The following is a 12,028-nucleotide window of genomic DNA, read 5'->3' as shown; positions in this document are numbered from 1 at the left end:
AATAGCAATAAGGAAGTTCGAGTGAGCAAACAACAAAAAATCCTTTTTATCGACCGTGACGGCACTTTGATCGTGGAACCACCTGTCGATTTTCAAGTAGACCGTTTAGATAAGCTAAAACTAGAGCCATTTGTTATCCCAAGCCTGTTGTCGTTGCAAGATGCAGGATACCGTCTAGTGATGGTCACCAACCAAGACGGCCTTGGAACAGACAGCTATCCGCAAGAAGATTTTGATGCTCCACACAATATGATGATGGAGATCTTTGAATCTCAAGGTGTGAAATTTGATGATGTTCTGATCTGTCCTCACTTTGAAAAAGACAATTGCTCTTGTCGCAAACCGAAATTGGGCTTAGTAAAAGAGTACCTTCAAGCGGGTAAAGTGGATTTCCAGAACTCGTTCGTGATTGGCGATCGTCAAACCGATCTTCAACTTGCAGAGAACATGGCTATTCGTGGCATTCAATACAACCCAGAAACCATGGGTTGGAAACGGATCCTGAAAGATCTGACGGTGAAAGCGCGTGTTGCTGAAGTGGTTCGCACCACGAAAGAAACGGACATCAAAGTATTCGTTAATCTTGATGAACAAGGCGGTAACGCGATATCAACCGGTCTTGGTTTCTTCGACCACATGTTGGATCAAATCGCCACGCACGGTGGATTCCAAATGGTGTGCAAAGTGGAAGGTGACTTGCACATTGATGATCACCACACGGTAGAAGATACCGCTCTTGCGTTGGGGCAAGCATTGAAAGAAGCACTGGGTGACAAGCGTGGTATTGGCCGCTTTGGCTTCAGCCTGCCAATGGACGAGTGCTTGGCACAATGTGCACTAGACCTATCTGGCCGTCCTTACCTTAAGTTTGACGCGCAGTTCAGCCGTGAGCAGGTCGGTGACTTATCCACTGAGATGGTGGTTCACTTCTTCCGTTCTTTGACGGATACCCTAGCGTGTACGCTGCACCTTTCTTCTGCGGGCAACAATGATCACCACATCATTGAAAGTCTATTCAAAGCGTTTGGTCGTACTCTGCGCCAAGCAATCAAAGTAGAAGGCACTGAGCTACCAAGTAGTAAAGGCGTGCTGTAAGGCGAGCGTAAGCAAGGAGAAAAACAGTGACAGAACAGAAAGTTGTCATTATCGATACTGGCTGTGCCAACGTCTCTTCGGTGAAGTTTGCCATTGAACGCTTAGGCTATGACGTAACGATTTCAAAAGATCCACAAGTTGTATTGTCGGCTGACAAGCTATTCCTACCGGGCGTGGGCACCGCCAGCGAAGCGATGAAGAACCTAGAAGAGCGTGATCTGATCAGCTTGGTAAAACAGGTAGAGAAGCCGCTGCTCGGTATCTGTTTAGGCATGCAACTGTTGGGAAAAGTATCTCAAGAGAAAGGGCAGAAAGCCGACGAGTTAGTTGAGTGTCTTGGACTTTGTGATGGTGAAGTGAAGCTGCTACAAACTGGCGACTTACCGCTGCCGCATATGGGCTGGAACACGGTGTCTGCAAAAGTAGGTAACCCTCTGTTCAAAGGTATTGAAGAAGGTGAGTACTTCTACTTCGTACACAGCTTTGCAATGCCAGTTGGAGACTACACCATTGCTGAATGTGAATACGGCAACTCGTTCACAGCGGCAGTACAAAGCGGCAACTACTACGGTGTGCAGTTCCATCCTGAGCGTTCTTCAAAAGCGGGCGCGAAGCTTATTCAAAACTTCTTAGAATTATAAAAGGGATTTAGTGTGATTATTCCAGCTCTTGATTTAATTGAAGGACAGGTAGTTCGCCTGTATCAAGGTGATTACGGCCAAGTCACCGAATACAAAGTCGACCCAGCAGAGCAGTTTAATTTGTACCACCAAGCAGGTGCGAACTGGCTGCACTTAGTGGATTTAACTGGCGCGAAAGACACAACAGCGCGTCAACTTGATTTGATTGCAAAGCTATTAGCAAGTACGCCAGCGAACATCCAAATCGGTGGTGGTGTGCGTACAGAGCAAGACGTGATTGATCTGTTAGAAGCCGGTGCTCAACGTGTCGTTGTTGGTTCGACCGCAGTAAAACAGCCAGAGCTTGTGAAAGGTTGGATGGAAAAATACGGCGCGGAGAAAATCGTTCTCGCGCTAGACATTAACATCGACCAAGACGGCACACGTAAAGTGGCGATTTCTGGCTGGCAAGAAGACTCGGGCGTGACCATTGAAGCGCTGATCAACGATTACCTAACGGTAGGTCTACAGCACGTGCTTTGTACGGACATTTCTCGTGACGGTACGCTAGAAGGTTCAAATGTTGAGCTTTATGTCGACCTATGTAAGCAGTACCCACAAGTGCAGTTCCAATCTTCAGGCGGCATCGGCTCATTAGCGGATATCGAAGCACTAAAAGGCAGCGGTGTGGCTGGCGTGATTGTTGGTCGTGCACTGTTAGATGGCAAGTTCACAGCAGAGGAGGCATTTGCATGCTGGCAAAGCGAATAATTCCATGTCTTGATGTTCGTGATGGACAAGTGGTGAAGGGCGTTCAGTTTCGTAACCATGAAATCATTGGTGATATCGTTCCTCTTGCTAAACGCTATGCGGAAGAAGGCGCTGACGAGCTTGTATTCTACGATATTACCGCCTCAAGTGATGGTCGTGTCGTCGATAAAAGTTGGGTTTCTCGCGTTGCAGAAGTGATTGATATTCCGTTCTGTGTCGCTGGTGGCATTAAGTCAGCAGAAGACGCAGCGCGCATTCTTGAGTTTGGCGCAGACAAAGTCTCTATCAACTCGCCAGCGCTGGCTAACCCGCAGCTGATTACTGACCTTGCCGATAAGTTTGGTGTGCAATGTATCGTCGTTGGTATCGATTCATACTACGACAAAGAGACCGGTAAGTATCAGGTTTACCAGTTTACTGGTGACGAAGAACGCACCAAAGCGACCCAATGGGAAACGCGTGATTGGGTGCAAGAAGTACAAAAGCGCGGCGCTGGTGAAATCGTGCTGAACATGATGAACCAAGACGGCGTGCGTAACGGCTACGACATCGAACAACTGAATATGGTGCGTGAAGTGTGTAACGTGCCATTGATTGCATCGGGCGGTGCAGGTGCCATGGAGCATTTCGCAGAAGCCTACCAAAAAGCAAATGTAGATGGCGCGCTTGCCGCATCGGTATTCCACAAGCAAGTCATCAATATTGGTGAACTAAAGCAGTATTTGAAACAACAAGGCATTGAGGTACGACTATGAGTGTGAAAGCCGCCGAAGTAAGTTCGCTAGCTGAGCGAATCAACTGGGAAAAGGTGGATGGTCTGGTACCTGCCATCGTACAAGATTTCCAATCAAGCCAAGTGTTGATGATGGGTTACATGAACCAAGATGCGTTGGCAAAAACGGGCGAAACTGGTCAAGTGACGTTTTTCTCTCGTACCAAAGAGCGTCTTTGGACCAAAGGGGAAACGTCCGGTAACGTGCTGCAATTGGTGAACATGTCGTTGGATTGTGATAACGACACACTGCTAGTGAAAGTAAACCCAATTGGGCCAACGTGTCATACGGGCACCACCACTTGCTGGGATGGTGATCCACAGGAAGAGTCACAAATGGTGTGGCTTCATCAACTTGAGCAGCTACTGGCTGCCCGCAAGAGTGCCGACCCAGATTCCTCTTATACTGCCAGTCTTTATGCTCGTGGTACCAAGCGTATTTCGCAGAAAGTGGGCGAAGAAGGCGTTGAAGTCGCGCTTGCGGCGACGTCGGGCGATAAGGCGGAGTTAGTGTGTGAATCGGCAGACTTGATTTACCACTTGCTGGTATTGCTGCAAGACCAAGGCCTATCGATGAATGACGTTATCAATAAGCTTAAAGAGCGTCATAAGTAAGATAGAGACAAGGTCAAGGTTGATAGGGACTAGGGCCCTAGTAGAGAGTGCGCAGGGACTCTGCGCACTTCGTTTTTTAGAAAGAGTTATGGAATTCAGGGCGCTTTACTTACGGAAAGGAAAGATTTAAGGTTTTTTAGAACCTAGAACCTAGAACCTAGAACCTAGAACCTTGTTTTCCCTTGGCTCTTACCCACAACATTTCTTAAATTTCTTACCGCTGCCACAGATACACGGATCGTTGCGGCCCACTTTCAAGCTACTTACAGATTGACTTAGACGCGGATCTGGCTCCGGCTCGTCTTCAGGAAAAGTGCCATCAATGTAATACCAAAGCCCGTCTTCTTTCACAAAGCGAGAGCGTTCGGTCATACAGTAGCGTTTACCGTCTTCATCAAAGTAAGCGTTGAACTCAACAAAGCCTTCATTCTCGTTGCTGCCTGCTTCTGCTTTAACTACTTCAAGCTTGCACCAATCATTCTCAATGGATTCCGCGATGCCTTCGCGCTGTTCTTCGGCATGGCAGCTTGGGTGGTAGGTATTCACAACGTAATCGACCAACCCCAATACGTGGGCACAGTAACGAGAACGCATCAGTTGTTCCGGTGTGATCACATTGGTGTGATGCTTATGGGCAATTTCACAACACAGAGCATAGGTACGGTTTGATCCGCAAGGACAAGAAGCAGCCATAAATTGAAATCTCAGCAAATAAAGCGATAAAACAAACAACCCCACTGTTGTGGGGTTGTTTGTCATTATAACGAGTTACGGTGTCTGCGACAGCAATTCTTGTGTCCACTCGGTTGCTTTACTATAGGCCATACACAACTGATGTTCGGAGATCCCCAGCTGTTGCTGATACTGACTCGCCAGTTCCCAATTTGCTTGTTCATAAGCGGTGATGGTGGACAGTATCATCCCAAGTTGGCCAGAGCGCTCGCTGAGTGCCAGTTTGATCTCTTCATCAACAGGAATGTCTTCGATAATGTCACCGAGAGGCTGGTCTAGCAAGGAATCAAGCAGAGAAAAAAGCCCGGTCAGGAAAGCTTGTCCAGGATCGTACTTGGTCGACATATGCCCTAATAGCAGTTCACAAGCTCGCGCGCGTTGAACGGCTAACGAGTAGAGTGAGTCTGGTTTATCTTCGTGAACGGACGCCACCGCGACCAGAGAAATAAATCGGCGTAGTTTTTCCTCACCCAAATAGATTAAAGCTTGGCGGAAAGACTTTATCTTTGCTGTAAGGGTGTAACCTGAGTTCACGTAAGTCATCAACTTATAGGAAAGCGTGACATCAATAGAAAATAGACGTTCCACTTCATTAAAATTGATGGGCTCATCTGCAATCTCTTTACACAGCTGAACGACCGTTAAAAAAGACGGGTTAATTCTTCTCTTTTGAATCATTTCAGGGCGGCTAAAGAAGTACCCTTGAAAATAATCAAATCCAGCTTTGATCGCTTGTTCAAATTCTTGGTAAGTTTCGACTTTTTCAGCCAAAAATTTGATTTTCAGTTTACGTAGTGAGGCAATAAACTGAGCGGCTTTTTCAATAGGAACGATGCGAATATCAAACTTAATGATATGGATATAAGGCAAGAAGCGTTTCCACGCGCGATTAGGAACGAAATCATCCAATGCGATGTGGTAGCCCGCTTTGTGAAGTTTGATAATGGCTTCGTAGAGCTCATCGGTTGGCTCACAATCTTCCAGGATCTCAATCACCAAGCTCTCTTTTGGAAAGAGCGTTGGTACCAAGTTAATGAGGCTCTGGTATGGAAAGTTCACAAAACCGAGTTTGTTTCCAAGCGTACTGTAGTGTGTGGAAAGGAAATGATCAGAGAGCAAGCGACTGGTCGCTAACTCTGGTTCAACTTCGGGGAAGGTATTTTTTGGACCATCGCGAAACAGCAATTCATAACCAATGGTTTTTCTGTTTTGATCAAGAATGGGTTGTCTGGCAACGTAGGAATACTTCAATTTGCTGAACTCTGTTCTGTTAAAGTGCTTTAGATTTGATGATAGCGACTTTTTCCAAAAGATCTATGTCGATTGTTACAGTTTGCTAGCGATGTTGTAGTAATAATTCACTCAGTAAAAAAAGGGCGTTGTTCTAACGAATATCCATCGGCAGTAACTTTTAAAACAGAGCCTTGGGAATACCAATCGCCTAACACAATGCGTGTTAACGGGAGATTGTCGTGTTCGAAGTGATGAATATTAGGGCGATGAGTATGACCATGAATCATCAACTTGACGCAAAACTGAGACATGACTTGAGTGACTTCTTGCTGGTTCACGTCCATGATCTCGAGCGACTTATGTTGCTTATCATCACGAACGCCAGACTGTACTTTGGCAACGATTCGTTTCTTAATAAACCAAGGAATCCGTTTGAAGATCCATTGCAGCCACGGCTGGTGCACCGTTTTGCGAAACTCTTGATATTTTAAATCGTCAATGCACAGAGTATCACCGTGAAGGATCACCACTTTTTCGCCATAAAGGTCGATGGTGCAGACATCGTCTAAGAGTGTTATTCCCGTTTCACGACAGAATCGTTGACCTAATAAGAAGTCGCGATTGCCTTGAATAAAATAAACGGGAACACCTGATGTGGTCAGTGCTTTAAATTCGTTGCGAATGCGTTCGGCGAAGGGAGTGCAATCTTCATCACCGATCCAAAATTCGAACAGGTCACCCAACACATACAGTGCTTCCGCGTTCACGGCTTCGTTACGCATAAATTGCACAAAGCACTCGGTGATGTCTGTGCGAGAAGGAGTAAGATGTAAATCAGAAATAAAAAGTGTTGTCATAGAAACAAGGGGAGGCTTAGCCTCCCCATAAACCTATCTCAAAAGATGATGAGTAAGATTACTCTTCGATGGTTGCGCCAGTGATCACCACTTCTTCTAGTGGTACGTCTTGGTGCATGCCGTAAGAACCTGTGCTAACGCCTTTGATTTTGTTAACCACGTCCATACCTTCAACAACTTCACCGAACACGCAGTAACCCCAACCGTCTAGGCTTTCGCTACGGAAGTCTAGAAATGTGTTGTTGTTTACGTTAATGAAAAACTGTGAGCTAGCAGAGTGTGGGTCCATAGTACGAGCCATCGCGATAGAACCGACTTTGTTGCTTAGGCCGTTGTTCGCTTCGTTTTTGATTGGCGCGCGAGTTGGTTTCTCACGTAGACCAGACTCCATACCACCGCCTTGGATCATAAAACCATCGATAACACGGTGGAAAACGGTGTTGTCGTAAAAGCCATCGCGGCAGTATTGAAGAAAGTTTGCGCTCGTTTCTGGTGCTTTTTCTGCATTTAGCTCAATCTTGATGTCACCAAAATTTGTGTGAAGGGTGATCATGCTGTTTTCCTTTGTGCTGTTTTGTTTAAAGTCAGAATTCTAGCCTAAGTTCAGGCTCATGCAAAACGAAGGACTAAGCAAATTACGCTTTTGTGTTGGAAGTTTAGTCGATTATCGTTTTTCAGCGGAATTGTTATTACCTAAAAACATTGTAGTTGGTATACTGCCGTTTCATTTTAGTTCAATCAATATACAGATAGAGATCATGTTGAAGATATATAACACACTGACAAGACAGAAAGAGGAATTCAAACCAATCACAGCCGGTAAAGTCGGTATGTATGTCTGTGGAGTTACCATTTACGATCTCTGTCACATCGGTCATGGCCGTACATTTGTCTCTTTTGACGTCGTATCTCGTTACTTGCGTTATTTAGGCTACGACCTGACGTTTGTGCGCAACATTACCGATATCGATGACAAAATCATCAAACGTGCGGCGGAAAACGGTGAAACCTGTGATTCATTGACTGAACGTTTGATCGGTGAAATGCACGCTGACTTCGATGCGCTAAACATGAAGCGCCCAGATGTGGAACCGCGCGCAACGCAATACATTCAAGAGATCATTGAGTTAGTTGAAAGACTGATTGAACGTGGTTTTGCGTATGTCGCCGACAACGGTGATGTGATGTTTGAAGTCAATAAATTTGACGAATACGGTAAGCTTTCTAAGCAAGACCTTGACCAGCTTCAAGCGGGCGCACGCGTCGATGTAGAAACAGCAAAACGCTGTCCTCTGGATTTCGTGTTGTGGAAAATGTCCAAGCCGGGTGAGCCTACATGGGAATCACCATGGGGGCCTGGTCGTCCTGGTTGGCACATCGAATGTTCGGCAATGAACTCGTCCATTCTTGGTAATCATTTTGATATTCACGGCGGTGGCTCTGATCTTCAGTTCCCTCACCACGAAAACGAAATTGCTCAGTCTTGCTGTGCCCATGACACTCAGTATGTGAATACTTGGATGCACAGCGGTATGGTGATGGTCGACAAAGAGAAGATGTCTAAGTCTCTAGGTAACTTCTTCACTATTCGCGATGTGTTAGGTCACTATGATGCGGAAACCGTACGTTACTTCCTAATGTCAGGTCACTACCGCAGTCAGCTTAACTACAGCGAAGAAAATCTCAACCAAGCTCGCGCGTCACTAGAGCGCCTATACACTTCTCTGCGTGGTTTGGATTTCTCGGCTGCGCCAGCAGGTGGTGAAGAGTATGTGTCACGCTTTACCGCAGCAATGAACGACGATTTCAACACGCCGGAAGCCTATTCCGTGTTGTTTGATATGGCGCGTGAGATCAACCGATTGAAAACGGAAGATCTGGCCAACGCCAGTGCTTTAGGTGCCTTGATGCGTGAGCTTGCTGACGTGATCGGCATTCTTCATCAAGATCCAGACGCGTTTTTGAAAGGTGACGCGGGCAGCGATGATGAAGTGGCAGAAATTGAAGCGTTGATCAAACTGCGTAACGATTCTCGTGCGGCGAAAGATTGGGCAAACGCGGATATGGCGCGCGATAAGCTGAACGAGATGGGTATCGTACTTGAAGATGGCCCTGAAGGAACAACGTGGCGTCGCAAGTAATTGCATCTTTTTAAAGGGCTGTTGATTCAGCCCTTTTCTTTATATTTTTTCATTTTCCAATTTTACTTAGGTAGTGCTCTGTGGCTCAGATGTATTTCTATTACTCAGCGATGAACGCGGGTAAATCAACGACTCTTCTTCAGTCTTCTTTCAACTATCAAGAGCGTGGTATGACGCCCGTTATTTTTACCGCGGCTTTAGATGATCGCTATGGTATTGGTAAAGTCAGCTCACGAATTGGTTTACAAGCTGAAGCGCAATTGTTTAAAGCAGACACCAATCTCTATCAAGAGATCGCTGCTCTGAATGAAGTGGAGAAACGCCATTGTATTTTGGTGGATGAGTGCCAATTCTTATCGAAAGAGCAAGTGTATCAGTTAACGGAAGTGGTCGATAAGCTGCACATTCCTGTATTGTGTTACGGACTTCGTACGGATTTTCTTGGTGAGTTGTTTGAAGGCAGCAAATACCTCCTTTCTTGGGCTGATAAATTGGTCGAGCTAAAAACCATTTGTCATTGTGGACGCAAAGCCAACATGGTTATCCGCACCGACGAGCACGGCAACGCGATTAAAGAAGGCGACCAAGTGGCGATTGGGGGGAACGATCGTTACGTGTCAGTCTGTCGTCAACACTACAAAGAAGCGTTGGGTAAATAACGGGGTCTTTGAGTACCCCTACCGACAAGAATGCAATGAAGCCACTCACATCACGTGCAGTGGCTTTTTTTCATTGGGGACTGCATTAAACGTGTGACTGCGTTAAATAAGCAGCGAAGTGAGCTTTTCTCGGACATATTGGTAAGCGGTTTCGACGTCATCGGGCAGCGGTTGTTCGGTTTGGAAGCCTTTTGCTGGATAACGTTTAATGCGCTCAAAGTCCTCAAGAAGCGCTTCAAGCACCAACATTAGAGGCATCTCTTCATTGATGTAATCAAAGAAGGCCTCTCCGGTGGAACTCACCAACAGGTGTGAGTAAGGCCCCTGCCATTGTTTCTCGAACGTCGCGAGGGCGCGTCTTTCCATAAAGGGTTTTTGGACCAAAATAAACGACTCAAACGCCAACCCCTTTTCGAGCAAAAGTTGCTCGGAAAAACGGACATTTTCACCAGTGTTGGAGGATTTTGTTTCGAGTAAGATGGCTTCCGCAGGCACGCCTGATGCTTTGGCTAGCTCGGCAAAAGTCTCAGCTTCGCTTTTTTCAAATAGCCCTTCAGTGAAACGTCCCTCACCACCAGAAAAGAGGATATAGGGCGCGTACCCTTGTCTGTACAAATTCGCAGCATGTTCAGCCACTCGAAGATCGTTACTGCACATCACGAGCAAGCAATCGACGGGGGTTAAGTGATGCTGCAATTGCATGTATTGCCAGAGCAGTTCAATTTGACGGAAAAGTTTCATAAAGCATCCAGCGTTGATTGATATTGAAATTGAAAACCCGATTGCAGCAACTTATCCACCACAATACGTTTGTCTTCAACGGCGACAACGGGTGGGAAATCAACGTCGAGTTGTGCAGATTCAAGCGCGGCTTGATAGAAGGTCGCTTTATCGACCGTCGTTGGCGTTGAGACGTTGAGCACTTGCTGGTCGACAGCACTAAGCGCAAACAAAAGTGCATTGATTGCATCGTCAAGATGAAGCATGTTAGCGGGCGCACGGCTGCTAATTTGTTTTAGATGAGGGACGAAGCGGGCAGGGTGGCGATTAGGCCCAAAGAGTCCGCTCAAACGTAAGATGGTAAAGTTTTTGCCTGAATCTAGCAGTGATTGCTCTGCTTGCAACATCACGCGTGCTTTGTCACTGAATAAGTCGCTCTCGCTGTTTGCCTTAGCGAGTGTTGCGTCGTCTTCCCTCATCTCGACGGGTTGATTTGGGTAAACCGTCGTCGAGCTGACCATAATGACTTTTTGTACCGCGCTATCCTTGATGCCATCGATGATTTTTTGCCACTGATGGGCATATTCTTCACCGCTACCTTTTCGAAAACCGGGGGGGAAACTGCCAACAACAATATCGATGGCATTGTTGTCCACGAGCTCTCGCACCTTCTTTGCGGCATCATCATTGGCGAGATTGAGTATGGCTTTGCTTTCTTGCGCCAAAGGGACTTCACGAAGGCTGTCTGTAGAGCGTCGAGTGACAATCACCTGATGTTTTAACGCGGACAATTGTTGAGCAAAAGGTAAACCCAGCCAACCGGCTCCAATGATTAATATCTTTTTCATCGCTATTTCCCAAATAAGTTACGCAGCAATCTACGCGTTTCTAAATGCACTGGATCAGAGTGCCATTTCTGATGTTGTATCACATCGATATTGGCTTGCCAGCCAAATTGCAACTGAGGATTTTGTATTTTCACCAAGCCGTGTTGTTCTGCGCCGATAAGGTGTTCTGGTAACAGACACCAGCCGAAGCCCTCTTTTGCCATCTCTAACAGCATAAAATAGTTATCAGCGTACCAAACGTCTGGGCCAAAGGCTTGATTCAGGGAGCTGAACTGAGCGTTCTTAGACCGTATGACCAATTGCCGATGCAGCTTGAGTTGGTCGCTATGCGTTAATGACATCGAAGCCAAAGGATGTTCAGTGGACACGAACACATCAAAAGCAACCGCTCCTAAGCTTGAGAAATCGATGGTCGATGGCAGTACGGTTTCACTCAAAATGATGCCGGTAGTCGCGCGCCCAGATTCCACCAACTCAATAATATCGGGGCTTGAAGCCGTTAAACACTCGATTTGTAGCTCTGGAAATGACGCCTCCAAGGTACGAAAAACGTGTGGCAACGTTAAAAGCGGTACACCTTCGTCGACGGCAAGAATCAGTTGCGACGCGCGAGGTTCAAATAGCGAACTGGCTTTATTAGAGAATCTCTCCAACTGTTCCAGAGTTGCTTTTGCGTAAGGGAGAAGTGCTAAACCTGACGAATTGAGTACAGGGTATCGCCCTGTGCGATCAAAAAGAGCCACCCCACAATCAAGCTCCATATTCATAATATGTTGGCTGATGACCGATTGCGCTTTACCAAGCGCCCTCGCAGCGGCAGAAAAGGAGCCTTTTTCTGAGGTAGTGACGAATGCTTGTAGTTGCTCGATAGTAAACATATCGCTTTTATAGATGGTATCTAACTTTTATGTATCTTAATGGTAGATAGAATGTGTGTGATTGAAAAGCATCAGTAAGAGGTTTTG

General features: G+C 46.3%; 14 protein-coding genes. 7 read left to right on the top strand and 7 right to left on the bottom strand.

Going from position 1 to position 12,028, the window contains the following annotated elements; genetic code table 11:
* Window positions 1–21: 21 nt before the first annotated feature.
* From hisB to hisIE, 5 genes are read left to right on the top strand one after another with little or no spacing between them, the layout of a single operon-like run.
* The gene (gene hisB, locus PQQ36_RS11005) at window positions 22–1,095 is read left to right on the top strand and encodes a bifunctional histidinol-phosphatase/imidazoleglycerol-phosphate dehydratase HisB (RefSeq protein WP_045620168.1); all 1,074 of its coding nucleotides are present in this window, start codon (window positions 22–24) and stop codon (window positions 1,093–1,095) included.
* A gap of 26 nt (window positions 1,096–1,121) precedes the next feature.
* Complete coding sequence (gene hisH, locus PQQ36_RS11000) at window positions 1,122–1,736, top strand: imidazole glycerol phosphate synthase subunit HisH (RefSeq protein ID WP_101956860.1); 615 nt, start codon at window positions 1,122–1,124, stop codon at window positions 1,734–1,736.
* Window positions 1,737–1,748: 12 nt separating this feature from the next.
* Window positions 1,749–2,486, top strand: a complete 738-nt coding sequence (hisA, locus tag PQQ36_RS10995; protein WP_005390889.1) for a 1-(5-phosphoribosyl)-5-[(5-phosphoribosylamino)methylideneamino]imidazole-4-carboxamide isomerase — start codon at window positions 1,749–1,751, stop codon at window positions 2,484–2,486.
* Complete coding sequence (gene hisF / locus PQQ36_RS10990) at window positions 2,468–3,241, top strand: imidazole glycerol phosphate synthase subunit HisF (RefSeq protein WP_072612566.1); 774 nt, start codon at window positions 2,468–2,470, stop codon at window positions 3,239–3,241. Before hisA ends, hisF begins: the two co-directional genes overlap by 19 nt.
* Complete coding sequence (hisIE, locus tag PQQ36_RS10985) at window positions 3,238–3,873, top strand: bifunctional phosphoribosyl-AMP cyclohydrolase/phosphoribosyl-ATP diphosphatase HisIE (RefSeq protein ID WP_011150024.1); 636 nt, start codon at window positions 3,238–3,240, stop codon at window positions 3,871–3,873. The genes hisF and hisIE overlap by 4 nt, the downstream gene beginning before the upstream one ends.
* A gap of 189 nt (window positions 3,874–4,062) precedes the next feature.
* Here hisIE and PQQ36_RS10980 read toward each other — a convergent pair whose 3' ends face one another.
* From PQQ36_RS10980 to PQQ36_RS10965, 4 genes are all read right to left on the bottom strand, one after another.
* Window positions 4,063–4,566, bottom strand: coding sequence for a YchJ family protein (locus PQQ36_RS10980; RefSeq protein WP_101956861.1), 504 nt, complete (start codon window positions 4,564–4,566; stop codon window positions 4,063–4,065).
* 75 nt (window positions 4,567–4,641) lie between these two features.
* The gene (locus PQQ36_RS10975; protein WP_101956862.1) at window positions 4,642–5,856 is read right to left on the bottom strand and encodes an EAL and HDOD domain-containing protein; all 1,215 of its coding nucleotides are present in this window, start codon (window positions 5,854–5,856) and stop codon (window positions 4,642–4,644) included.
* A gap of 107 nt (window positions 5,857–5,963) precedes the next feature.
* Window positions 5,964–6,695 carry a UDP-2,3-diacylglucosamine diphosphatase gene (lpxH, locus tag PQQ36_RS10970; RefSeq protein WP_013572017.1) on the bottom strand — a complete coding sequence of 244 codons (732 nt, stop codon included), beginning with the start codon at window positions 6,693–6,695 and terminating at the stop codon, window positions 5,964–5,966.
* Window positions 6,696–6,753: 58 nt separating this feature from the next.
* The gene (locus tag PQQ36_RS10965; protein WP_011150028.1) at window positions 6,754–7,248 is read right to left on the bottom strand and encodes a peptidylprolyl isomerase; all 495 of its coding nucleotides are present in this window, start codon (window positions 7,246–7,248) and stop codon (window positions 6,754–6,756) included.
* 205 nt (window positions 7,249–7,453) lie between these two features.
* Here PQQ36_RS10965 and cysS point away from each other — a divergent pair, with 205 nt between their 5' ends.
* On the top strand, window positions 7,454–8,836 hold the full coding sequence (gene cysS, locus PQQ36_RS10960; RefSeq protein WP_026130787.1) for a cysteine--tRNA ligase: 1,383 nt from the start codon (window positions 7,454–7,456) through the stop codon (window positions 8,834–8,836).
* Between the two features lie 80 nt (window positions 8,837–8,916).
* Complete coding sequence (locus PQQ36_RS10955) at window positions 8,917–9,495, top strand: thymidine kinase (RefSeq protein ID WP_011150030.1); 579 nt, start codon at window positions 8,917–8,919, stop codon at window positions 9,493–9,495.
* A 102-nt stretch (window positions 9,496–9,597) separates the two neighbouring features.
* On the opposite strand, the gene PQQ36_RS10950 is transcribed toward PQQ36_RS10955, so the two are convergent.
* The 3 genes from PQQ36_RS10950 to PQQ36_RS10940 are packed head-to-tail and all read right to left on the bottom strand — an operon-like array spanning window position 9,598 to window position 11,941.
* Window positions 9,598–10,236: a YdcF family protein gene (locus PQQ36_RS10950; protein ID WP_273661196.1), complete on the bottom strand. Its 639-nt coding sequence runs from the start codon at window positions 10,234–10,236 to the stop codon at window positions 9,598–9,600.
* A complete protein-coding gene (locus tag PQQ36_RS10945; protein WP_065090566.1) occupies window positions 10,233–11,063 on the bottom strand; it encodes an SDR family oxidoreductase in 831 nt (276 codons plus the stop codon). The genes PQQ36_RS10950 and PQQ36_RS10945 overlap by 4 nt, the downstream gene beginning before the upstream one ends.
* 2 nt (window positions 11,064–11,065) lie before the next feature.
* Complete coding sequence (locus PQQ36_RS10940; protein ID WP_065090565.1) at window positions 11,066–11,941, bottom strand: LysR family transcriptional regulator; 876 nt, start codon at window positions 11,939–11,941, stop codon at window positions 11,066–11,068.
* Window positions 11,942–12,028 lie beyond the last annotated feature (87 nt).

Source organism: Vibrio sp. CCUG 15886, assembly GCF_028570825.1.
GTDB lineage: Bacteria > Pseudomonadota > Gammaproteobacteria > Enterobacterales > Vibrionaceae > Vibrio > Vibrio vulnificus_B.
This window is presented reverse-complemented; position numbering and strand designations above follow the sequence as displayed.